The following is a 22,612-nucleotide window of genomic DNA, read 5'->3' as shown; positions in this document are numbered from 1 at the left end:
GAACATCGCTGATATATGTTTTCCCAGACACTTTTTCGCCAGCCTCCGTTCGTCAGCAGGACGGTGAGGCGGCCCGGATATCGTCCGGTGATGTCGGACGAAGCTCTTGACGGGGCACCCACGCTGTCAGTCCTGTGCGAAGATGAGGTTCGCCTCTATCTCGTCCGCCGACTCACGAACGAGTTCGACGAACGCCGACTCGGCCGGGTCGGTGGGGAATCTCCCGCTGGCACTGTAGACCGCGATCGCCCCGTGAACGGTCTCGTCGGTGACGATGGGCGCTGCGACCCCGGTCATTCCCGGCAGAAGTTCGCTGTCGTCGACCGCGAATCCGACTTCGCGGATGTGCTCCAGTTCCTCGAAGAGGACCTCCCTGTCGGTTATCGTATCGTCGGTCCAGCGAGGTAGCCCGTGGTTCGCCAGGATACGTTCGACCGACTCGGCATCGACGGTGGCCAGTATGGCCTTCCCCGGAGCGTTACTGTGGAGGTGGGGCCGCCTCGGATACGTCGTCGATTGCTGTTCGAGACTCTCGCGTTGCAACCGTGGTGCAAGCAGAACGGCGCACCGGCCGTGTTCCTCGGTGGCGAGCTGGACGTATCCCGTCTCGTCGACGCGGCGAGAGAGTCGGAACGCTTCCTCTCGCCCCTGTGCGAACAGCTCGTCGTTGTTGCGTGCGATCTCGCCCAGGTCCAGGAACCTCGTGCTCAACCGGTACGTCCCTCCTTCGTTGAGCACGTACCCGATTCGTTCGAGGGTCCGGAGGTGGTCGTGCGCGGTACTCTTCGGGATGTCGAGGGCGGCCGCGACCGACGTCGCACCGGCAGTTCCTTCCTCGACGAGGACCTGGAGCACGTCGTGGGCGCGCTTGACCGCCGAGACCGGATAGGAAGCCATACCGATTCCGTGTGTCGCTGACCACTTAGAGCGTCCGGTGATGTCGGACGGAAATCAGCAGATAAAAATTTCAGAATCATAGTAAATTAGAATATTTGATATGATGTAATAATTATGATTTTGTAAAAATTGGCGTTTTGTGGAATGAAGTTTAGGACATAATTTTCAATTATTAGAATATGGAAATAGCAAGACAGCCTTGCTTCATACCAAACCTCATGACCACATACGATGGTGAACAGCAATCGTATTAGATTAACCTACAAAAATATTATATATGGCGCGTCCATCGGTCGGGACACAAGGTGTCATAGTCTATCATGGAAGAACCCACCGACGCGTCGGCAACCCGACGTGGCGTCATGAAGGGCATCGGCGGACTCGCCGCGCTGTCCATGTCGAACGCGACGTTCGCAGAGGCGGAGGCCGCGATAGCGGACTCGCTCTCGAGTGACCCGCACACGGCCGACACGTACCGCTCCATCGTCGACGCCATCCTCCCACGGACACCGCAGCTCGAAGCCGAGCTCGGCCCCGAGCACGTGCCCGGCGGGCTCGACGTCGAGCTCGAGAAGTTCCTCATCTGGGACTTCAACCACTTCCAGGAGATCCGTGCCGAGATGGTGACCGACCCCGGACTGCTCGGTAGCGTCCCCGACGACCAGATGCCCGCCGACATGTTCGAGACGAGCCTCGATACGACCGGCTCCGGCTCCGACCTCGACGCGCTGCTGGACCTCGCCGACCTCACGGTCCTCGAGCTGAACGAGCTCCTGAGCGGGCTCGGTATCGACGCCGACGACCTCGAGGCGGAGCTGACCTTCGGCCCCGTCGACCAGTTCGAGGTCTCGTTCGCCGTCGCCGTCGACACGGCGTCCGGGCCCGCCGACTTCGACCTCGTCGTCGAAACGGCGAACGAATCGACCCACCGGGTGCTCCAGAACTACCCGTACGCGCCCTCGTTCACCTTCATCTTCGACGTCATCGCCGCCGAGTTCATCGCCCTCGGGAAGAACGAGGACGCCATCGAACGTGACCGGACCGAGTTCCCCGCCGGCGGGACCTTCGTCCAGCTCTCGCGCGAGGACCGCCTGCGCTGCCTCTGGACCATCGTCGACGGCAGCGTCGTGGACGACCTCGACGAGCTGCTCTCCCCGCTGATCCCCGACGTCGGCATCCTGAAGTACGTCGTCATGGCCGTCAACGGCCTGCACGGCTTCGGCTACTACACCGAGTGGTCCGGCCTCGGCGACACGAAGACGAACACGCCGAACGAGCGGACGATGGCCACGCCACCGGACGAGGTACAGAGCCGCGACCAGACGAAGTATCCCGGCCCCCAGCCCGGCTATGCCGCGAACTGGCGACACGCCGTGAAGGGTGGGTTCGACGACCCGGACGCGGACAAACTGGACCTGCCGCGTGACCTGGAGGGCGACGACGTACTCGAGGGCATCGGAGGTGGGACGCAATGAACGACCCCGACGTCGTCATCGTCGGCGCTGGCGCAGACGGTCCCGCAGCAGCCTGGAAGCTCGCGCACGACCACGGCCTCGACGTGCTCATGCTTGAAGGCGGCGCGTGGCACGGCAACAAGCAGTGGCCCAAGCCCCACGCTGACTCGGGCGGCACCGTCAGTACGGACCCCGACGACCTCGACGGGAAGCTGCTCGACGAGCAGTTCACCCACCGCGAGGCGGACGCGAACGACCCGACCTACGGCTACCTTCGGGTCGGCCCGGCAGACCACTCGCGGGCGCCCTGGTTCCGCAACCTGCACCAGAACGCCTTCATCTGGCAGATCTCGGCCGTCGGCGGGACCTCGCTGCACTACTTCGCGAACCACCCGCGGGCGTACCCGACCGCAATCAACGACCAGCCGCACTGGCCCATCGACTACGAGGAGCTTGTCCCCTACTACCAGCTCAACGAGGAGAACACGAGCACCCAGCAGGCGCCGATGACCGCCAAGGAGGAGGTGTTCATCGAGGGGGCGAAGAACGCCGGCTACGACCTCATCGAGACGAAGAACGTCACCGAGACCGGCTGGCGGCCGCAGGCCAACGCGGTCGAGGTACCGGGCCGAGAGACCTCGACCGGGAAGAAGCTCGACGCCGACTACGAGGGCTCGTTCAGCTACGACGACGGGTTCCGCGGCGACACCCTCGTCGGCGACCACTTCCAGGGTTCGTCGACGCCAGTCGACGCCCCGGTCCGCGACAAGGCCCGCAAGTCCAGCAACGTGGGTTACGTCCCACGCGCCCTCGACACGAACGAGAACGACTCGATGGGGAACGTCGCGCTCAGACCGAACGCGTACGTTACGAACATCGAGACGGACGACAGCCTCGGGTCGAGCGAGGCGACCGGCGTCACCTTCCGTGACTCCTGGTCCGGACAGACCCAGACGGTCAACGCCGACGTGACCGTCCTCGCAGGTGGCTGCATCGAGACGCCGCGCCTCTGGCTCAATTCCGGGCTGCCGAACGACGGCTGGGTCGGCAAGGGACTCACCACGCACTGGTTCGACTGGGTCGTCGGCGTCTACGACGACGAGACCATCGCGAACATCAACCCCGAGGAGGAGCACATGGACCCGTACATCGGGCAGAACTCCGCGGTCCGCTTCGACAAGCCCGGGATCGGCGGGATGGAGGACATCGGGATGTCGCCCGGCCTCGTCTCCTACGCCGACTACCTGTTCAGCCAGGCGGGCTACAGCTTCGACACGCCGACCGACCCCGACGAGCCGTGGGACACTCGCGGCTACGTCGTCGGCGAGGAACTGAAGCGCCGGATGTCGAACTACAAGCAGTCGAAGGCGCTGCTCATCCTCACGGACGACCTGCCGCGCCAGGAGAACGGCGTCTCCCTCGACAACACCTTCAGCGACGAACACGGCCCCGTCCCGAAGGTCAAGTGGGAGCCCCACCCGGACGACGACGCGAAGCGCGACGAGCTCTGTCGCATCGCCGCTCGCATCCACAGGGAGGCGGGTGCCGAGCACGTCCACCGGTGTGACTGGCCGCCGCTCCTGCTCCACATGCAGTCGTCGATGCGGATGGGCCAGGTGCTCGACGAGAACGCCGAGGCGTACAACGTCGACCGGCTGTTCGTCGCCGACCACTCCGCGCTCGCCAACGGCCTCGGCGGCCCGAACCCGACGAACACCGGGCAGGCGCTCGCGCTCCGCACCGCGGACAAGATCGCACAGCTCTACTTCTAACCCGCACAGCTCTACTTCTAACTCACCACGCTCTACTTCCGACCGCACCTCCTCGGTTCGGTTCTTCCCCGTCGAGGCGTCGACATCGGCGCTCGTCGCGTGACTTTGAAGGAGCTCTGGTCGGTATGGTTCCCCCATGTCCCAGCCGACCGAGTTCCCGAGTTCGCCACGCGACCCGCGTTTCGTCGCCGCAGTCGCGACCGTTCTCGCCGCCGGTGCTGGCGGCGTCTTCTTCGGTGCGGCGGACGGCATCCGGACCGGCGCGAGCCTCGCGTTCCTCGTCGGAACAGTGTTGTTCGCACTGGCCAGCGCACCGGTCGTGGCGCGACGGTTCCTCTGAGTTCGTGCTCGCGCGCTGGACCGTACGGTCGACGCCGACCGACGCGCCACTTTCTTGGGGTGACCGTTCCTCGGGTCGGCTATGAACACCTACCGGGTGGTACAGGTGGACGCGTTCACGGACCAGCCGTTGGCCGGAAATCCGGCGGGCGTCGTCCCGGACGCGGACGACCTGACCGATGACCAGATGCAGGCGATCGCGAACGAGTTCGCCGTCTCCGAGACGGCGTTCGTCCTGACCAGCGACGAGGCCGACCACCGCCTCCGGTACTTCACGCCGACGACCGAGGTCGACCTCTGTGGCCACGCGACGGTCGCGGCGTTCGGCCACCTGTACGAGGAGGACGTGGTCGAAGCGGGCACGCACGCGGTCGAGACGAATGTGGGCGTCCTCGACGTGACGGTCGAGTCCGACGGCTCCGTCTGGCTCGAAGGGAGCGAGCCAGACGTTCAGGAGGTCGAGGTCTCGTACGACCGGCTCGGCGAGATACTCGGCATCGACCCCGAGACGATGAAGGACGTCGGCGCAGACCTTCCCGTCGCACTCGCCTCCGCCGGGGCGAGCTACCTCGTCGTCCCCATCAACTTCCTCCAGCATCTCGGGGACGTCGACCCCGACCTCGCGGCGGTCGAGTCGCTGACGGATGAGCTCGAAACGACCGGACTGTACGCCTTCACGCTCGACGCCGTGGGGCCGGAATCGACGCTCCACGCCCGGATGTTCGCCCCGGGTGCCGGTATCCCCGAGGACCCGGTCTGTGGCACGGGCGCGGGGTCTGTGACTGCCTACCTCGACCACTTCGGCGCGTTCGCCGACGAGTTCCCGGAGGAGGTCGTCGTCGAACAGGGACACTACGTCGACCGGCCGGGGGAGATTCGCGTCCGGACCGAGCCCATCCGCGTCGGTGGCAGGAGCGTGACGGTGCTGGACGGCTCGCTGGTCGTTCCGGAACCGGAAGAAGACGAGATACTCGAGGTCTGAACGCGGTTCGACCGACCGCGGGTCAGCGGAGCGGGTCGTCCGACCCGTCGTCTGACGACTCGGTCTCCCTCGACCGTCGGCGGGACCGGTCAGGGGTGTCCGTCTCGGAGCTGGACTTTCCGGACGTCGCCTCGCGCGTACTGGTCTGTCCGGAGGCAGCTGCGTCGGTTCTGGACGCCCCGCTGCTACCCGAGTCTCGGCCGTCGGTGGCGCTCCTGCTTGAACCGGCGTTGCGCTCCGAAGAGCCGGCGTTGCGCTCCGAAGAGCCGGCGTTCTTCGGCCGAGATTCACGGAACGACGAGGAACCGCCCGAGCCGCCCGTCGAACCGCTCGAACGACCTGCAGAGCCTGCAGCACTCCCCGACGAGCTGTCGGTCCCGGTGGACCGCTTCGACGCGGCCGACGAACTCGCAGTCGAACCGGACGACCCCGAACGACCGGGAGTGGACGACCCGGTTCCGCGGGACGAGCGGCCCTTGGCCTTGCTCGTAGAACCCGGGTTCGAGCCACCGGTCGTCGCCGGTCCCGACGTCGTCGCCGCGACGGCGGTTCGACCCGAGCCACTGTCGTTCGAAGCAGTCCGAATCTCGGAGCGGAGATCGGCTTCGAGGCTACTCATCTGGTCGTTGACCACGTCGAGCACCTCGCTCTTGAGCTGCTGGTCCGATTCATCGTTCTCCGCCGCCGCGACGGCTCGGCCGATGGTCTTCACCATCGCGACCGACTTGCCCAGTTGCCACACCGCCAGCCCGAGTACGGTCAGCACGCCGAACGTGACGAGGTCGAGCGCTGCGATCGCCCCGAGAGGGTCCTGCAGCACGAGCTCCGACGCCGCCCGCACGTTGCTCAGGTAGACCCCGGCCGCGACGAGTCCCCACCCTATCACGAAGAAAGCGAACGCGAGTGCCCGGTAGTACGACACGAGCTTCACCGTCTGTTTTGCGTTCATAGCCGTGTGTCACCGTCGTATCCTATAGTCTCTCTGGCCTTTCTTCGACATGGTGGCCGGGTGTGGCGGTATTCCCACGAAAGTCAACATCTGTTCGATTCGAAACTCGAATACGAGTTCTGTTTTCGATGTTCGTTCACTAACCCCCGGATGCGGCTGAACATTAACTCAGATTCGAGTGTTCCCTATCATGGTTTGTCGGAATCTTCTTGTGTCGTCACGGAATCTCCACGCATAGGAATGGCAGTACTTTGGCTGGACGAAATCCGCGCCGACGATATCGAGTCTGTTGGCGGCAAAGGGGCCTCTCTCGGCGAGTTGACATCTGCCGGGCTTCCGGTCCCCCCGGGCTTCGTCGTCACGGCGAACACGTACCGCGAATTCATCGAAGAAGCGGGCATCGACGAGGAGCTGTTCGAGGCCGTGGACGTCGACGTCGACGACTCGGCAGCCCTCGCCGAAGCCGAGTCCCGCGCGAGCGAACTCATCCTCGGCGCACCGTTCCCGGACGAGCTCCGCGAGGAGATTCTGGGAGCCTACGCCGACGTCGGTGACGGCGAAGCGTTCGTGGCCGTTCGTTCCTCCGCGACGGCCGAGGACCTGCCGGACGCGTCGTTCGCGGGCCAGCAGGAGACGTTCCTCAACATCACCGAGGAGGAGCTCCTGGAGAAGGTGCGCGAGTGCTGGGCCTCCCTGTTCACCCAGCGTGCTATCTACTACCGCAAACAGCAGGGCTTCAGCCACGACGACGTCAACATCGCCGTCGTCGTCCAGCTGATGGTCGACGCCGAGAAGTCTGGCGTGATGTTCACCAGCCATCCCTCCACCGGCGAGCCGAAGATGATCATCGAGTCCGCGTGGGGGCTCGGCGAGGCCGTCGTCTCCGGTTCCGTCTCGCCCGACAACTACGTGCTGGACCGCGAGAGCGGCGAGGTCGTCGAGGTGACCGTCGCCGACAAGAAGACCCAGATGGTCAAGGACCCGGACACGGGCAAGACCGTCGAGGTCGACGTCTCCGAGGAGATGCGCAACGAGCGCGTCCTCTCGGACGAGGAGCTCTCGAAGCTCCGCGAACTCGGCGAGACTGTCGAGACGCACTACGATACCCCGCAGGACGTCGAGTGGGCCATCGTCGACGGCGAGGTCTTCATGCTCCAGTCCCGCCCTATCACGACGATCTCCGAGGGCGACATCGGCGATGCAGGCGAGACGCGCGTCGACGAGGCCGTCGGCAGCGAGGCCGCGAACGCGAGTACCGACGGCAGCGGTGCGACACAGGCCGCGTCCGGCTCGAACGTCCTCGTACAGGGTCTCGGCTCGAGCCCGGGCATCGCCTCGGGCAAGGCCCAGATCGTCCGCAAGCTCGACGAACTCGACAAGGTCGGCGAGGGCGACATCATCGTCACCGAGATGACGACCCCGGACATGGTACCCGCGATGAAGCGTGCGGCGGGCATCATCACGGACGAGGGTGGCATGACCAGCCACGCCGCTATCGTCTCCCGCGAACTCGGCGTCCCGGCCGTCGTCGGTACGGGCAACGCCACCTCGATGCTCTCGGACGGCCAGCTCATCACGCTCGACGGCGACAAGGGAACCATCCGCGAGGGTCGCACCGAGACGAGCGAGCCCGAGCGCGAACCCGTCGAAGAGGTCCGTCCGCAGTCGCCGGTCAAGCCGATGACCGCGACCGAGGTCAAGGTCAACGTCTCCATCCCGGAGGCGGCAGAGCGCGCCGCCGCGACCGGTGCTGACGGCGTCGGCCTGCTCCGCATGGAGCACATGATCCTCTCGACGAACAAGACGCCCGCCAAGTACATCGAGGACCACGGCGAGAAGGCGTACGTCGAGGAGATCATCGACGGCGTTCAGGCCGTCGCCGAGGAGTTCTACCCGCGTCCGGTCCGCGTCCGCACCCTGGACGCCCCGACCGACGAGTTCCGCCAGCTCGAAGGCGGCGAGGACGAACCCAAAGAGCACAATCCGATGCTGGGCTACCGCGGCATCCGCCGCAGCCTCGACAAGCCCGAACTGTTCAAACACGAGCTCGAGGCGTTCCGCCGCCTGTTCTCGATGGGCTACGACAACGTCGAGATAATGTTCCCGCTGGTCAACGACGCCGAGGACGTCATCCGCGCCCGGAACCTCCTCGAAGAGACCGGTATCGACCCCGACAAGCGCCGCTGGGGCGTCATGATAGAGACGCCCGCCTCGGCCCTGTGCGTCGAGGAGATGGCCGATTGCGGCATCGACTTCGCCTCGTTCGGGACGAACGACCTGACCCAGTACACGCTGGCGGTCGACCGGAACAACGGTAACGTCGCGGACCGCTTCGACGAGCTCCACCCGGCCGTGCTCGAACTCATCGGCCAGACCATCCGCAAGTGCCGCGAGAACGACGTCGCCACCTCCATCTGTGGACAGGCCGGTTCGAAGCCGGAGATGGTCCAGTTCCTCGTCAACGAGGGAGTCTCCTCCATCTCCGCGAACATCGACGCCGTGCGCGACGTCCAGCACGAGGTCAAGCGCGTCGAACAGAAGCTGCTGCTCGACTCGGTCCGCTGAGCCAGACCCGGACAACCCACTCCCGAGGGACCGGGGAGGTAATCACGTCACCTCAGCGTATCGGTAATCCGCCTTTTCAGTGAAGCCGGCAGTTCTCTGTACGTGAAAGCTATCGCCAGCGTTGCCGTCGTCGCCCTCGTCGTCCTCGGGGGCTGCGTCGGGAGCATCGGGACGATCGACTCTGCGAACGCCGAGACGACCGCCTACCCGCCGGGCGTGAGCGCCTCGGGTATCGACGACCTCGACGCCCTGCTCGCGGCCCACGAGGAGGTCCTCTACTCGAACGGCTACGAACTGACCATCGGCGTCGAGACGACCACGAAGGACGAAACGACCACGGCCGGGACGACCGTCCTGTCGACGGCAGACGGCGCGTTCCTCCTGACGGGAACCGAATCGGGCGGGGAGAACTCGTTCGAGCGCGTGGTCTACAGCGCTGACGAGACCGCGTACGAGCGCCTGACCACCGACGGTGAGACCGTCTACAGTGGGTACAACGTCGAAGCCGTCTACGACGAGCTGTCCGGCTACGACCTGCTCACAGGGGTCCTCGGCGCCGTCCCGTACGAGGTCGAGTCGTCGAACGGCGGGACGACCGTCCTCACCGCCTCCGACGTCAACATCGGCACCGACCAGAACGTCGTCACCGCGAGCTCGACCGTGACCGTCCGAGACGACGGACTCGTCGAGTCGCTGAAGACGACCATCGAGTCCGACTCGGGCGACGACGCGACGAAGACGACGATCACGCTGTCGGTGAAGACCGGCGACGTCGCCGTCTCCGAACCCGCGTGGGTCTCTTCGAAGCGGAGCGAGATGACCATCGCCCAGCTCTCGTTCGAGGTGCGCGAGAACGCTATCGTGGTGACCCACCAGGGTGGTGACGCCATCCCGGCCGGGACGCAGTTCGTCGCCGAGTTCGTGACCGCCGAGGGTGAGACCGACGCTATCGTCGGCGTCTTCGACGGCGAGTTCACGTCCGGACAGACCGCGACGGTCTACAACGAAGAGGACGTGTTCACCACCATCCACCTCGGCTCGCACGAGAAGCCGACGGGAGCGGCCGCCATCGACGGTGACGTCCGCGTGGCGCTGTACAACGGCGCACAGACCGTCGAGACGGCCTACGTCTCGAACGAGAAGTAGCGGCGCGGGAAGCCCCGGAGGCTCCCCAGAACGCAATCCCTAAATTCCGCTGGCGGCACCGTTAGGATATGCGCGGCCAGCCACAGGACTTCGACCGGGTTCTCTCCTCGATGTGTACACCACCCCACCCGGTCGCCCGCGACGCCGCCGAGCGATTTCTCGCGACCAATCCAGGTGACCCGGGGACGTATCCGGCGGTCGCCGAGCTCGAAGACAGGGCCGTCGAACTGCTCGGCGACGTCGTCGGACTGTCCGACCCCGCCGGCTACATCGCGAGCGGCGGAACGGAGGCGAACATCCAGGCCGTCCGCATCGCGCGGAACCACTCGGTGTCGAGCGACCCGAACGTCGTCGTCCCCGAGAGCGCCCACTTCTCGTTCCAGAAGGCCGCCGACGTGCTGGCCGTCGAACTCCGCATCGCGCCACTGGAAGACGACTACACCGTCGACCTCGGCGCAGTACGACGGTTCTGTGACGAGGACACTGCCTGTATCGTCGGCGTCGCCGGCTCGACGGAGTACGGCCGCGTCGACCCGATCCCCGAACTGGGCCGCATCGCCAACGAGCACGACGCCCTGCTCCACGTCGACGCGGCCTGGGGCGGGTTCGTCCTGCCGTTCACCGACCACGAGTGGCACTTCGGCCACGCCGCCGTCGACACGATGACCATCGACCCGCACAAGATGGGACAGGCGGCGATTCCGGCCGGTGGCCTGCTGGCTCGCGACGGCTCGTTGTTCGACGCACTCGCCGTCGATACGCCCTACCTCGAATCCGCGAAGCAGGCGACGCTGACCGGGACCCGCTCGGGTGCGGGTGTGGCGAGTGCCGCCGCCGTCATCGAGGAGCTCTGGCCCGACGGTTACCGCGAGAACTACGAGCTCGCACAGGCCAACGCCGACTGGTTCGCCGCGGAGCTTCGGGACCGTGGCTTCGACGTGGTCGAGCCAGACCTCCCGCTCGTCTCGGCCTCGGTCCCGCTGGACCTGTTCGAGTCGCTGCGCGAGGTGGGCTGGCGCGTCTCTCGGACGGGCGCCGACGAGATGCGCGTCGTCATGATGCCCCACGTTACCCGCGAGATGCTCGAGTCATTCCTGTCGGACGTCGACCGTCTCGTCCCGACGGCGAACATCAACACTTAGGGTCGACGGCTTCTCAGACCGAACCAGTGGTACCCGAACTCGTCTCGGTGCTGACAACCGCTCAGGACTCACTGCTACTGGATACCGCACTCGGTGCCGTCGCCGACCTGTTCGCCCTCGGTCTCATCCCCGACTATCACACGCTCGAAGAGCTCGTCAAGGAGGCCAGCGGTTGGGTCGGTCTCGTCATCATCTGGATCTACTCGTTCCTCATCGCGTTCGTTCTCCCGCTCCCGAGCGAGGTCGTCCTCGTTCCGGACCTCCACCTCGGGCTCCCCCGCGCGGTCGAGATCGGGCTCATCATGGTGGCGAGCGGCTTCGGCAAGGCGTGCGGGAGTGTCTTCGCGTTCCACATCGGGCAGGAGGCGAAGGAAGCGGGCCCGGTCGTCCGGTTCCTGAAGAACTCGCGGTTCAACATCGTCGAGTGGTCCGAGAAGAAGACGGTCTCGCTCGCCCAGGATTACGGCTACCTCGGGCTGGCGATGGCGCTGTCGGTACCGTTCTTCCCCGACACCCTCTCCATCTACGCGTTCTCGGTGCTGGAGGAGGACTACCTCAAGTTCGCCCTCGCGACGTTCGCCGGGAGCGTGGGCCGGCTGCTCGTCACCGTGCTGTTCTTCAGCGGCGCGTTCGCGCTGCTGTAGCGGCTCTGTTCCGTTATACACCGACTCTCTCCCGCATCGATACCGGCCGTCTTCCCCTGTCGGTCGCCCACGTCACTCCTCAGAACCTCTCAGCGAGTAGCCTTCACGACTTATCCTCGTGACTCTCGTACACACTACGCATGGTCACCATCGACGAGCAGACGCTGGAGTCCCTGTTCAAGCTGGGACGGTGGCTGACGTTCCACGACTTCGTCAGGATAATCGAGGAGAAGCATCCACGCGAGGGGCCGGGCGTTCCACGCGAGGTGCTCGACGCCTACGCGGCGGCGATAGTCGACGACCTCGGCGGCTTCGCCCCGTTCACCGTCGAACAGATGGAGTGGAAGCTCGAGGCCCACGTCGCAGCCGATGGCGTCTGGGAGAAGTCGTCGCTCTTCGAGGTCGGCCCGGGCCGGATCAGCGTCTTCCCCGTCCACTGGCACGCCCGACTCCACGACGAGACCGACCCCCGGGAGTACGTCGCCGTGATGCGTGACGACCTCGTGTCGTCGCCGGATAGCCCGGCGTCCCGACAACGGCTTCCACGGGTCCCGAAACAGTACCTGTTGGACGCAATGGTGATACTTGGCGGACTGGACCGTCGCGAAGCGACCGGCATCGTGAACGACGCGAGAAAGCGCGGCGAGGTGGTCCTCTACCCCTTCCAGAATCCAGACGCGGAGGTCCTGCTCCGCTGAGCCGGGGGTGCACCCTTCCCGCGAAGCCTTTTTACCCGAGACCGTCCCACTGTCACCCGTGACACGACCGACCCGTCACGTCCCCGAGAACCGCCGTATGCGCATGGCGTGAGCCGTGCGTCTGGACGGCTGGCTCGCGACGTGGGTCGGTCATACGACTTCTCCGCGCGGTCTGAAATCCGGACGGCTGCCCGTACAGTCGACAGAACGAACCGGAACCAGCGGGTTTTAGGCCCGCACGATAGCAGACACACCCATGAGCAACGACGACTTTCCGACGGACGAACCCGCGGTGGTGACCTGCGGGTTGCCGTACGCGAACGGCGACCTCCACGTCGGCCACCTGCGGGGCTACACCAGTGCAGACGTCTTCAACCGCGCCCTCCGCAAACTCGGCCAGCAGACGGCATACGTCTGTGGCTCCGACATGCACGGCACACCCATCGCCGTCAACGCCGAGAAGGCGGGCGTCTCGCCCGAGGAGTTCGCCCTGGACTACCACGAACAGTACGAGGAGATGTTCCCGCGGTTCAACATCGACTTCGACAACTACGGCCACACCCACGACGAGACGAACACCGAGCTCACCCAGTCCATCGTCCGGAAACTGGAGGAGGAGGGGTACGTCTACGAGAAGGAGATAAAGGTCGCCTGGGACCCGAAAGAGGACCAGCCCCTCCCCGACCGCTACGTCGAGGGAACCTGCCCGTACTGTGGCGAGCACGCCCGCGGCGACGAGTGCGACGAGGGCTGTGGCCGCCACCTCGAACCCGGCGAGATAGAGGACCCCGTCTCCTCCGTGACCGGGAACCCCGCCGAGTACCGCGAGCGCCCGCACCGCTTCTTCGAGGTCTCCGAACTGTCTGACTACCTGACCGAGTTCCTCGACGGCCTCGAGGGAACGAGCAACGCGAAGAACCAGCCCCGCGAGTGGATCGAGTCCGGCCTGCAGGACTGGTGTATCACCCGTGACCTCGACTGGGGCATCGACTACCCCGGCGAGAACGAGGCCGACCTCGTGCTGTACGTCTGGGTCGACGCGCCAATCGAGTACATCTCGAGCACGAAGCAGTACTCGGAGCGCGTCGGAACGGACGAGTACGACTGGGAGCAGGTCTGGAAAGGAGACGGGGAGATTCTGCACGTCATCGGCCGCGACATCATCCAGCACCACACCATCTTCTGGCCGGCGATGCTGCACGTCGCAGAGTACAACGCCCCGCGCGCCATCTGCGCGACCGGCTTCGTCACCATCAACGGGAAGGGCCTCTCGACCTCCCGGAACCGCGCAATCTGGGCGCAGGAGTACCTCGACGAGGGCTTCCACCCCGACCTGCTCCGCTACTACCTGACCACGATGGGCGGCTTCCAGCAGGACCTCGACTTCAGCTGGGACCGCTTCCAGGAGCGCGTCAACGGCGAACTCGTCGGTACCGTCGGCAACTTCCTCTACCGGAGCCTGCTATTCGCGCACCGGAACTACGGCGGGACGCCGGACGTGGACGTCTCCGAGGAGGTCGCAGACCGCATCGAACAGGCCGTCGACGACTTCCAGGACGCCGTCAACGAGTACGAGATCCGCCGCGCTGGCGACGCCGCGGTCAAGCTGGCCCAGTTCGGCAACGAGTACATCCAGGGACACGAGCCGTGGAAGCTCGACGACGACGAGGCCGCGCCGGTCATCCGCGACTGCGTCCAGATCGCGAAGGCCGTCACGCTCCTGCTCGAGCCCATCGCACCCGGCAAGGCCGAGGAGGCGTGGAGCCAGTTCGCCGGCGAGGGCGACGTCCACGCGGTCACGACCGACGCCGCGCTCGAACCCCCGGCAGCCGAGTTCGACGAGCCCTCGGAGCTGTTCGAGAAGGTCGAGGACGAACGCGTCGAGGAGCTGAACGAGAAGCTCGAGGCGCGCATCTCCGAGGCCGCCAGCGACGAGGACGACGAAAGCGAAAGTGACGATACCGACGAGGCAGGAGAGGCCACCATGAGCGACGAACTCGAACCCCTGCTCGACTCGCGCATCGGTTTCGACGACTTCCAGGACCTCGACATCCGCGTCGGCCGCATCGAGACGGCCGAGCCCATCGAGGACTCCGACAAACTGGCGAAGCTCGAGGTCGACATCGGCTTCGAGACGCGCCAGATCGTCGCCGGCATCAAACAGCTCCACGACCTCGACGAACTGCCCGGCACGAAGGTCGTCCTGCTTGCGAACATGGAGAAGGCGGAACTGTTCGGCGTCGAGTCGAACGGGATGATACTGGCCGCCGGCGACCAGGCCGACCTGCTGACGACGCACGGCGACGCCGTCCCAGGTACGAAGGTGCAGTAAGGCGACTCGAAACGGTCGCCCTCTCTCGACACGGGACGCTCATCGCGGAACGGGTCGGCGTATCACGACGGGACGACCCGGGAGAAGGCGACCCATCAACCTCTGTCGGTCGACGCGCACACACCACGTGAGAAGTAAATCGGGACGCTCACCGCAGCTCGACGTCCCCGAACACGAACCGCGCTCCTCCCTCTTCGCTCGCTTCGACATCGACCGACCAGCCGTGCGCTTCGGCGATCTGCTCGACGATGTAGAGGCCGAATCCCGTCCCGTGCTCGTTCGTCGTGAACGACGGCTGCATGACCGACTCGCGGTCTACCGATGGAATTCCGATGCCGTCGTCTTCGACGAAGAACCCGTCCGACGTCGTGCCGACACGGATGGTCAGTTCGGTTCCCGGATCACCGGCCGCGGCGGAGTCTGTTTCTTCCGGGCCTCCACGTTCGGACTCCGGGAGATCGTGTTCGACGGCGTCCTCAGCTTGCTGGGGGCTCGTCGAACCATATTCGACGGCGTCCTCAGCTTGCTGGGGGCTCGTCGAGCTATGCTCGACGGTGTCACCGGACCGGGTCCCGTAGTCTGTCGAACCGTGTTCGACGGCGTTCCGGAACAGGTTCTCGAGCAGTTCCCGACAACGATTTTCGTCCATCGCGACGGTCGCGTCGACCTCGTTCAACAGCCGTGCACCCCCGGTGTCGACCAGCGCCCAGGCGAGGTCGACCACAGACGAAAGCGGCGTCGGTGTGGGGTCGTCGACGGTCTCGCCCTGGCGAGCGAGCGTCAACACGCCGTCGATGATGTCTGCCATCCGTTCGTTCGCGTCCTCGATGTCGTCGAGCAGGTCCTCCCTGTCGGTCGCGCGATAGAGGTCGAGACTCGCGCTCGCGACGTTGAGGGGATTCCGAAGGTCGTGACTCACGACGCTCGCGAACTCGTCGAGGCGTTCGTTCTGCTCCCGCAGACGCTTCTGCTGGGCCTTCTGTTCGGTGATGTCTCGCATCACGCCGGCCGTGCCCCGGAACTCGTCCGCGAACGGCAGGAGCCCGAAGTGTATCTCTGCGGGGAAGGTCTCTCCATCGGCCCGCAGGATGTCCCGTTCGACCGTCATCACGTTCTCCGGCGACTCGAGGAGCGCCTGGCGTGCGCGTTTGGCACGCTGGAGGTCGGTCTCGTCGAAGATATCGGAAGCGTGTAACCCGATCAGCTCGTCCCGGTCGTAGCCCGTCAGCGTGGTCATCGCGTCGTTGACTGCCGTGAAGTAGTAGTCCGCATCGAACGTGTAGACGCCGTTCCCGACCGTCTCGACCATCGTCTCGTACCGTTCGAGTTCGAGCTCACGCTCCTTCCGGCCGGAGATGTTGCGCGAGTAGATGGAGAGGCCGTTCTCCGACGGGTAGCCGCGGACCTCGAGCCAGTATCCCCCCGGTTCGTAGAAGGTCTCGACCGAGAAGGCCTCCTGTGACTCCATCGCCTGCCGGTACTGCTCGAACAGCTCGGTGTCGGTACCGGCCGGAAACGCCTCGTCAAGTCGTTCGCCGAGGACCGTCTCGGCCGGCCGGCCGGTCCGCTCCTCCATCTGCCGGTTCCAGTACGTCACCTTCCACGAATCGTCGATGGCGAAGAAGGCGTCGGTGACTCGCTGCAGGACGTCGTTGAACCCCTCCATCGCCGGCTGGTCGGTCCGTGCCGCGTGCCGTTCGACTGCGGTTCGAATCCGGTCGACGAAGGCCTCGCGGTCGGCGACAGCGACGTCCGCCGGGACGTAATCGTCGACTCCTCCGGCGATTGCGTCACTCGCCAACTGCTCCGAACCAGCCGCCGGGCAGAGGACGATGGGCAGCTCGGGTATCTCGTCTCGGACTCGCTCCACCACGTCGAGCGCATCGACGCCGTCGGTCTGCTCCGTGAGAACCAGACAGTCGGTTGTCGAACCCCCCTGGCAGACGTGGTCGGCCGACAAATCCCTGGCCGTGATCGCCAACGCGTCGACCGCTGGTCGCGTGCGAGCAGCCTCCCTGACGCACGCGGCGACCGCCGAGTCGTCGACGTCGTACAGGAGCCGAAGTTCGGTCTGCATTGGGCCGTCTCTCACAGGTATTCACTCGAATATTGATAACCGTACTGGCCTCCTGTGGCCAGAATCACACGAGGCGATATCACGGCACCGCCCGCAGAACAGCAGTCGAACTATAAAAGCACCATCGGAGATTGTCTCTAATGATTGTCAATGGAATATCTTTTTCTACCCTCGGTCAGTCATCCCGTCCATGACGACCTCCGGCCACGGACTCGACAGGCGAACCGTGCTGAAACGACTGGCCACCGGTGGTGCTGCCATCGGTGGTCTCTCTGGCGTCGCCGCTGCAGGTGGCGACAACGGCGATTACTCGGCACCCGCCGACTACCCACTCGTCTCGACGCGTGGGCACTTCGACGAGGACGGGAACCTCACGGCGAGCGGAACGACCTACAACTACTACGGCGAGGGTGACTGGGCCAGGTACACCGAGTCGTGGCACGACGAGATCGTCGTGTTCGTCCACGGCTGGAGTCAGGACGACGAGAACGACGACGACATCGACGGCGCGTACACCTGCGAGCTCGCACTCGAAGAGAACGGCGTCTACCAGACGAACGTCGGCTACTCGTGGGACTCGGACCGCGGCTGGTGGACGGCCGTCGACATCGCGAAACGGAACGGGCCGAAGCTCGCCAACTGGATAGCGAACTGGGTGAACGACGGCGGTGACCCCATCCGTCTCGTGGGGCACTCACTCGGCGCACAGGTGGTCGTGAGTGCGCTGAACAACCTCCACGCCTGGGGCTACTACAACGCCGTCGAGACGGTCTCGCTGGTCGGGGCCGCGATTCCCGACCAGTCCGTCTCGACCGAGGACGACTACGGCGACGACATCGAGTACGCCACGGGCAGCTTCGGGAACTTCTACAAGACGGACGACGCGGTCCTCGACTGGGCCTACTCGTCGGCCGAGTGGGACACGGCACTCGGTGAAGAAGGCATCCAGGACGGGCTCGCTGCGCCATACAACTACCAGGAGCGGGACGTCACGGCACAGGTCCCCGACCACAACTCGTACTACGAACCGGGCGACGGCTGTATGCCGGCTGTCGTCGACTCCTGGTGAGTGGACCACGAGAGCAGAATGAGACAGGGTGCCGGCGCCGTCAGATATCGGTGACGAGCTCGGCGAACTCGTCGGTGGGGATGACCTCCATCGTCTGCATGTCGAGACCGTGTCGTTCCATCGCGAGCGCGACCTTGAACGCCTCGTCGCGGCCCGCCGCCTCGAAGATGACGATGAAGTCGTAGTCGCCGAGGACCGCGTAGGTATCCTCGAGGGTCGCATCGAAGTCCTCGATCTCCGACCGTATCTCGCCCCAGATGGTCGCGAGCTCCTGGACGTTGTTCACGTCTCGTTCCCGCACACGCACGAGTGAGGTGTACAGACCCATGGGGCGGCGTACGCACGTACCGATGGTAATGATGGCGCCTAATTTGCTCTAAAATCACTCTACCGCACCGGGTCGTTCTCGCAATCCGGACCCTCGCCGCCTTGCAGTACTCAGAACCGAGTAAATCACCGGGGTTTTTGCCGAGGTGGGTCCTACCTCGGGCCATGAGAAACGCGAAGATCGTCTGCACGCTCGGCCCGGCGACCGAGTCGGTGGGCCGCATCCGGGCGCTGGCTGACGCCGGGATGTCGGTCGCGCGCATCAACTCCAGCCACGGTACCGACGAGTCCAGGGCGGCGCTCGTCGACCGGGTCCGGCAGGTCGACAAGGAGACGGAGAACCCGGTCGCGACGATGGTTGACCTGCAGGGTCCCGAGGTCCGGACCGCACCCCTCGACGAGCCGATACACCTCGAGACCGGCTCGACGGTCCGGTTCGCGAAAGGTGACGAGGCGACGCCCGAGGAGGTCGGTCTCTCCTACGCCCTCACCGCCGTCGAACCCGGCGACACCATCCTGCTCGACGACGGTCGCATCGAGACGACGGTCGAACGCGTCGAGGGCGGGACGGTCGTCGCCTCCGTCGACATGGGTGGCGAACTGGGCGGTCGAAAGGGCGTCAACGTCCCGGGTGTCGACCTCGACGTCGACGTCGTCACGGAGAAGGACCGCCGCGACCTGGAACTCGCCGCGGAGAAGTCCGCGGACTTCGTGGCCGCGAGTTTCGTCCGCGACGCCGCCGACGTGTTCGAGGTGAACCAGGTACTGGAGGAGCTGGGCGCCGACATCCCCATCATCGCCAAGATAGAGCGGAAGGGTGCGGTCGACAACCTGGACGAGATAATCGACGCCAGCTACGGCGTGATGGTCGCTCGTGGCGACCTGGGCGTCGAGTGTCCCATGGAGGACGTCCCGATGATACAGAAGCGCATCATCCGTCGCTGTCGCGAGAACGGGACGCCCGTCATCACCGCGACCGAGATGCTGGACTCGATGATCCACGCACGGCGGCCGACCCGGGCCGAGGCGTCGGACGTCGCGAACGCCGTCCTCGACGGGACGGACGCCGTCATGCTCTCCGGTGAGACCGCCATCGGCGACCATCCCGTCAGGGTCGTCGAGGCGATGGACCGCATCGTCCGGCAGGTCGAACGAAGCGAGGAGTACGCGGAGACCCGCGAACAACGGGTTCCGGCCGCGAGCGACTCCCGCACCGACGCGCTCGCCCGGTCCGCCCGGTATCTGGCCCGCGACATCGGTGCGAGCGCCGTCGTGGCCGCGTCCGAGTCCGGATACACCGCCCTGAAGACCGCGAAATACCGTCCCGGCGTCCCGGTGGTCGCGACGACCCCGACCGACCGCGTTCGCCGCCAGCTCGCCCTCTCGTGGGGCGTCAACGCCCAGTACGCGCCCGTCGCCGACGACGGGGTCGACGCCGTCATCGAGAACGCCGTGCAGGCCGCGCTCGACTCCGGCGTCGCAGAGAGCGGCGACACGGTCGTCGTGCTCTCCGGGATGATGAGCGACCTCGACAACGCCCAGACCACGAATATGCTCAAGGTCCACGTCGCGGCCGAGACGCTGACGACTGGGCGGGGCGTCGTCTCCGGCTACGTATCTGGACCGGTGACCACGGTCACCGACGGCGACCTCACCGCCGTCGAAGACGGCGCCATCATCACCATCGGACCGGACTTCGAGGACGAGTTCACCGGCGACGTCGAGAAACTGGCCGGAATCGTCGACGCACGGCCCGGGATGACGGGCTATCCGGCGATGGTCGCCCGGGAGGTCGGCATCCCGATGATCTCGGGTGCAGACCTGACCGACCTCGAAGACGGGACGACCGTGACCCTCGACGCCGAGCGCGGCGTCGTCTACGGCGGCGAGATACGGCAACGGCACGTCGGCGACCGCTGACGCTCCTGTCGAGGGTCACCCGCTTCGGCCGACCCCGGCGTTCTTGTAGCCGGAGCGCGTACGATAGGGTGTGACCGACGAACCCTCCTCGTTCGACGACCGGTCGGGCGACCGCCGTGAGGACGCCGCTCGCGAGGAAGACCGCCGACCCCGCGACCACGGTACACGCGACGGCAGTGCCGAGCCGGAATCGCTGTTCGACGACGAGTACGACACCATCGACGAGAGTGCCTTCGAGCCCGACGACCCCTACGACCCCGACCAGGTCATCGAGCCGGGGAGCATCGACGGAGAGAACGCTCTGTTCGTCGTCGTCGGTGTCGTTGCGATGCTCGCGCTGTTCGTCCACGTCGCGACGCTCCTCTGAGCGTCACTGCTCGTCGAGCTACGTGTCACTGGTCGACGACATATTAATCACGCACCAGCCCAACGCACGCACATGGCCCCACTACTCGACGTCGAACTGCTTCCACTCGTGCTGTTCCTTCTCGGCACGGGGCTGATGATAGCCGAGGCGATGGCTCCCGGTGCCCACTTCATCGTCATCGGCATCGCGCTGTTCGTCGCGGGCCTCGTCGGGATGCTGTTCACGCCGCTGGGAACGCCCCTGGCCATGGCAGCGATGGTCCTTGCAGTCGGCCTGTTGACCTTCTGGGTCTACCGCGAGTTCGACTTCTACCAGGGGACCGACCGCGGCCAGACGAGCGGTTCGAGCGACCTGCGGGGAGCACGCGGCCGGGTCACGAAGACCGTGACGGCGACGAGAGGCACCGTCCGCCTGTTCGACGTCGGCGGCTTCGACCCCAACTACAGCGCTCGAAGCGAGACCGGTGAGCGGATACCCGAGGGGACCGAGGTGTTCGTATCGGACCCGGGCGGGGGCAACGTTCTGACCGTCCTCCCGGTCGACGACGAGGACCCAATCGACCGCGAGCTGCGCCTGGAACGCGAGCGAGCGGCGCGGGCAGACGAGACCGAACGGGAGCCCGAAGACCCCGAGACGGAGTCGGCCTGAACTAGTCGACACGCTAACAGGAACACTTTTGGCGTCAGCTTCGTGAGGTGAAATCATGGAACTGCTACCCCTGCAAGTAGGTGCGACGCTCGCGTTCATCGGCGCGATAGTCGGGATACTGATAATCGTCGCGCTGGCGTCGGCGGTGAAGATCGTCCAGCCGACGGAGAAGCGGACGCTGACGGTTCTCGGACAGTACCGTGGGCTGCTCGAGCCGGGCTTCCACCTGGTGCCACCGTTCGTCTCCAGTACGCAGAGCTTCGATATGCGCACACAGACCCTCGACGTACCGCCGCAAGAGGCCATCACCCGGGACAACTCTCCGGTGGTCGCCGACGCCATCGTCTACATCCGCGTGATGGACGCGAAGAAGGCGTTCCTCGAGGTCGACGACTACGAGAACGCCGTCCGGAACCTCTCGCAAACGACGCTCCGTGCCGTCATCGGCGACATGGAGCTCGACGACACGCTGAACAAGCGACAGGAGATAAACGCGCGGATCCGCGAGGAGCTCGACGAGCCCACGGACGAGTGGGGCGTCCGCGTCGAGAGCGTCGAGGTCCGCGAGGTCAACCCCTCGAAGGACGTCCAGCAGGCGATGGAGCAACAGACCTCCGCCGAGCGCCGTCGCCGTGCCATGATCCTCGAGGCCCAGGGTGAACGCCGCAGCGCCGTCGAGAAGGCGCAGGGTGAGAAGCAGTCGAACATCATCCGCGCTCAGGGTGAGAAGCAGAGCCAGATCCTCGAAGCGCAGGGTGACGCAATCTCGACCGTCCTCCGGGCCAAGTCTGCCGAATCGATGGGCGAGCGCGCCGTCATCGACAAGGGGATGGAGACGCTCGCCGAGATCGGGACCAGCGACTCGACGACGTTCGTGCTCCCGCAGGAGCTCTCGTCGATGGTGGGCCGCTACGGCAAGCACCTGACCGGCAGCGACGTCAGGCAGTCCGAGACGGCGCTCGACAGCCAGGACTTCGACGCCGAGACCCGCGAGATGCTCGGCCTCGACGACATAGAGGACATCATCGGTGCAATCGACCAGGAGGCCGAACTCGACACGGAGAAGATGGAGAAGCAGGCAGAAGCCGTCAAGATGGGCGACGACCCGACGACCATCAAGGACCCCGACGAGGTCATCGAGGAGGCCGACCAGGGGATGAGCGGCGGCGACTACGACGTCAGCGACGAGATGTCGGACGAGTTCACCAACGCGAAGGCCGACATGGCAGACCCGGAGAAAGAGACGGAGACAGAGAAGTAGGGAATCCTTTTATCCCTCCATCG

General features: G+C 65.5%; 19 protein-coding genes. 15 read left to right on the top strand and 4 right to left on the bottom strand.

Annotated elements, in window-relative coordinates:
- Nucleotides 1-126: 126 nt before the first annotated feature.
- Nucleotides 127-897 (bottom strand): IclR family transcriptional regulator, encoded by a 771-nt coding sequence (locus tag ACSC1Y_RS13300; RefSeq protein WP_435335384.1) that lies wholly within the window; start codon nucleotides 895-897, stop codon nucleotides 127-129.
- Nucleotides 898-1,217: 320 nt separating this feature from the next.
- Here ACSC1Y_RS13300 and ACSC1Y_RS13295 point away from each other — a divergent pair, with 320 nt between their 5' ends.
- The 4 genes from ACSC1Y_RS13295 (at nucleotide 1,218) to ACSC1Y_RS13280 (ending at nucleotide 5,444) form a co-directional block, all read left to right on the top strand.
- On the top strand, nucleotides 1,218-2,372 hold the full coding sequence (locus tag ACSC1Y_RS13295) for a hypothetical protein (protein ID WP_435335383.1): 1,155 nt from the start codon (nucleotides 1,218-1,220) through the stop codon (nucleotides 2,370-2,372).
- Nucleotides 2,369-4,123: a GMC family oxidoreductase N-terminal domain-containing protein gene (locus ACSC1Y_RS13290; protein WP_435335382.1), complete on the top strand. Its 1,755-nt coding sequence runs from the start codon at nucleotides 2,369-2,371 to the stop codon at nucleotides 4,121-4,123. The genes ACSC1Y_RS13295 and ACSC1Y_RS13290 overlap by 4 nt, the downstream gene beginning before the upstream one ends.
- A 136-nt stretch (nucleotides 4,124-4,259) precedes the next feature.
- Entirely contained in the window at nucleotides 4,260-4,463 is a 204-nt protein-coding gene (locus ACSC1Y_RS13285) for a hypothetical protein (RefSeq protein WP_435335381.1), read from the top strand.
- 81 nt (nucleotides 4,464-4,544) lie between these two features.
- Nucleotides 4,545-5,444, top strand: coding sequence for a PhzF family phenazine biosynthesis protein (locus ACSC1Y_RS13280; RefSeq protein WP_435335380.1), 900 nt, complete (start codon nucleotides 4,545-4,547; stop codon nucleotides 5,442-5,444).
- A 22-nt stretch (nucleotides 5,445-5,466) separates the two neighbouring features.
- Here ACSC1Y_RS13280 and ACSC1Y_RS13275 read toward each other — a convergent pair whose 3' ends face one another.
- Nucleotides 5,467-6,393: a hypothetical protein gene (locus ACSC1Y_RS13275; protein WP_435335378.1), complete on the bottom strand. Its 927-nt coding sequence runs from the start codon at nucleotides 6,391-6,393 to the stop codon at nucleotides 5,467-5,469.
- Nucleotides 6,394-6,633: 240 nt separating this feature from the next.
- On the opposite strand from ACSC1Y_RS13275, the gene ppsA reads away from it, so the two are divergent.
- The 6 genes from ppsA to metG all read left to right on the top strand — a co-directional run bounded on the left by ppsA (nucleotide 6,634) and on the right by metG (nucleotide 14,920).
- Nucleotides 6,634-8,958: a phosphoenolpyruvate synthase gene (ppsA, locus tag ACSC1Y_RS13270; RefSeq protein WP_435335377.1), complete on the top strand. Its 2,325-nt coding sequence runs from the start codon at nucleotides 6,634-6,636 to the stop codon at nucleotides 8,956-8,958.
- A 102-nt stretch (nucleotides 8,959-9,060) separates the two neighbouring features.
- On the top strand, nucleotides 9,061-10,104 hold the full coding sequence (locus ACSC1Y_RS13265) for a DUF7537 family lipoprotein (protein ID WP_435335376.1): 1,044 nt from the start codon (nucleotides 9,061-9,063) through the stop codon (nucleotides 10,102-10,104).
- A gap of 68 nt (nucleotides 10,105-10,172) precedes the next feature.
- Nucleotides 10,173-11,246 carry a tyrosine decarboxylase MfnA gene (gene mfnA, locus ACSC1Y_RS13260; protein ID WP_435335375.1) on the top strand — a complete coding sequence of 358 codons (1,074 nt, stop codon included), beginning with the start codon at nucleotides 10,173-10,175 and terminating at the stop codon, nucleotides 11,244-11,246.
- A gap of 26 nt (nucleotides 11,247-11,272) precedes the next feature.
- Nucleotides 11,273-11,890, top strand: a complete 618-nt coding sequence (locus ACSC1Y_RS13255) for a YqaA family protein (RefSeq protein WP_435335374.1) — start codon at nucleotides 11,273-11,275, stop codon at nucleotides 11,888-11,890.
- Between the two features lie 140 nt (nucleotides 11,891-12,030).
- A complete protein-coding gene (locus tag ACSC1Y_RS13250; RefSeq protein ID WP_435335373.1) occupies nucleotides 12,031-12,588 on the top strand; it encodes a hypothetical protein in 558 nt (185 codons plus the stop codon).
- 256 nt (nucleotides 12,589-12,844) lie between these two features.
- Entirely contained in the window at nucleotides 12,845-14,920 is a 2,076-nt protein-coding gene (metG, locus tag ACSC1Y_RS13245) for a methionine--tRNA ligase (RefSeq protein WP_435335372.1), read from the top strand.
- Nucleotides 14,921-15,068: 148 nt separating this feature from the next.
- Here metG and ACSC1Y_RS13240 read toward each other — a convergent pair whose 3' ends face one another.
- On the bottom strand, nucleotides 15,069-16,997 hold the full coding sequence (locus ACSC1Y_RS13240) for a PAS domain-containing sensor histidine kinase (RefSeq protein WP_435335371.1): 1,929 nt from the start codon (nucleotides 16,995-16,997) through the stop codon (nucleotides 15,069-15,071).
- Nucleotides 16,998-17,187: 190 nt separating this feature from the next.
- On the opposite strand from ACSC1Y_RS13240, the gene ACSC1Y_RS13235 reads away from it, so the two are divergent.
- Entirely contained in the window at nucleotides 17,188-18,066 is an 879-nt protein-coding gene (locus tag ACSC1Y_RS13235; RefSeq protein ID WP_435335370.1) for a DUF726 domain-containing protein, read from the top strand.
- Between the two features lie 40 nt (nucleotides 18,067-18,106).
- Here ACSC1Y_RS13235 and ACSC1Y_RS13230 read toward each other — a convergent pair whose 3' ends face one another.
- Nucleotides 18,107-18,394, bottom strand: a complete 288-nt coding sequence (locus ACSC1Y_RS13230) for a GYD domain-containing protein (RefSeq protein ID WP_435335369.1) — start codon at nucleotides 18,392-18,394, stop codon at nucleotides 18,107-18,109.
- Nucleotides 18,395-18,558: 164 nt separating this feature from the next.
- Here ACSC1Y_RS13230 and pyk point away from each other — a divergent pair, with 164 nt between their 5' ends.
- The 4 genes from pyk (at nucleotide 18,559) to ACSC1Y_RS13210 (ending at nucleotide 22,589) form a co-directional block, all read left to right on the top strand.
- Nucleotides 18,559-20,313 (top strand): pyruvate kinase, encoded by a 1,755-nt coding sequence (pyk, locus tag ACSC1Y_RS13225; RefSeq protein WP_435335368.1) that lies wholly within the window; start codon nucleotides 18,559-18,561, stop codon nucleotides 20,311-20,313.
- Between the two features lie 70 nt (nucleotides 20,314-20,383).
- Nucleotides 20,384-20,680, top strand: a complete 297-nt coding sequence (locus ACSC1Y_RS13220; RefSeq protein WP_435335367.1) for a DUF7312 domain-containing protein — start codon at nucleotides 20,384-20,386, stop codon at nucleotides 20,678-20,680.
- 72 nt (nucleotides 20,681-20,752) lie between these two features.
- The gene (locus ACSC1Y_RS13215) at nucleotides 20,753-21,328 is read left to right on the top strand and encodes an NfeD family protein (protein WP_435335366.1); all 576 of its coding nucleotides are present in this window, start codon (nucleotides 20,753-20,755) and stop codon (nucleotides 21,326-21,328) included.
- Between the two features lie 55 nt (nucleotides 21,329-21,383).
- A complete protein-coding gene (locus ACSC1Y_RS13210) occupies nucleotides 21,384-22,589 on the top strand; it encodes an SPFH domain-containing protein (RefSeq protein ID WP_435335365.1) in 1,206 nt (401 codons plus the stop codon).
- Nucleotides 22,590-22,612: the final 23 nt, after the last annotated feature.

This window comes from Haloarchaeobius lipolyticus (assembly GCF_051208015.1).
GTDB lineage: Archaea > Halobacteriota > Halobacteria > Halobacteriales > Natrialbaceae > Haloarchaeobius.
The sequence above is the reverse complement of the archived record's forward strand: the minus strand, read 5'-3'. Positions and strand labels throughout refer to the sequence as shown.

Coding starts and splice junctions, on each gene's coding strand:
- ACSC1Y_RS13300 (WP_435335384.1), bottom strand. CDS start 897: ATGGCTTCCTATCCGGTCTCGGCGGTCAAGCGCGCCCACGACGTGCTC.
- ACSC1Y_RS13295 (WP_435335383.1), top strand. CDS start 1,218: ATGGAAGAACCCACCGACGCGTCGGCAACCCGACGTGGCGTCATGAAG.
- ACSC1Y_RS13290 (WP_435335382.1), top strand. CDS start 2,369: ATGAACGACCCCGACGTCGTCATCGTCGGCGCTGGCGCAGACGGTCCC.
- ACSC1Y_RS13285 (WP_435335381.1), top strand. CDS start 4,260: ATGTCCCAGCCGACCGAGTTCCCGAGTTCGCCACGCGACCCGCGTTTC.
- ACSC1Y_RS13280 (WP_435335380.1), top strand. CDS start 4,545: ATGAACACCTACCGGGTGGTACAGGTGGACGCGTTCACGGACCAGCCG.
- ACSC1Y_RS13275 (WP_435335378.1), bottom strand. CDS start 6,393: ATGAACGCAAAACAGACGGTGAAGCTCGTGTCGTACTACCGGGCACTC.
- ppsA (WP_435335377.1), top strand. CDS start 6,634: ATGGCAGTACTTTGGCTGGACGAAATCCGCGCCGACGATATCGAGTCT.
- mfnA (WP_435335375.1), top strand. CDS start 10,173: ATGCGCGGCCAGCCACAGGACTTCGACCGGGTTCTCTCCTCGATGTGT.
- ACSC1Y_RS13250 (WP_435335373.1), top strand. CDS start 12,031: ATGGTCACCATCGACGAGCAGACGCTGGAGTCCCTGTTCAAGCTGGGA.
- metG (WP_435335372.1), top strand. CDS start 12,845: ATGAGCAACGACGACTTTCCGACGGACGAACCCGCGGTGGTGACCTGC.
- ACSC1Y_RS13240 (WP_435335371.1), bottom strand. CDS start 16,997: ATGCAGACCGAACTTCGGCTCCTGTACGACGTCGACGACTCGGCGGTC.
- ACSC1Y_RS13235 (WP_435335370.1), top strand. CDS start 17,188: ATGACGACCTCCGGCCACGGACTCGACAGGCGAACCGTGCTGAAACGA.
- ACSC1Y_RS13230 (WP_435335369.1), bottom strand. CDS start 18,394: ATGGGTCTGTACACCTCACTCGTGCGTGTGCGGGAACGAGACGTGAAC.
- pyk (WP_435335368.1), top strand. CDS start 18,559: ATGAGAAACGCGAAGATCGTCTGCACGCTCGGCCCGGCGACCGAGTCG.
- ACSC1Y_RS13215 (WP_435335366.1), top strand. CDS start 20,753: ATGGCCCCACTACTCGACGTCGAACTGCTTCCACTCGTGCTGTTCCTT.
- ACSC1Y_RS13210 (WP_435335365.1), top strand. CDS start 21,384: ATGGAACTGCTACCCCTGCAAGTAGGTGCGACGCTCGCGTTCATCGGC.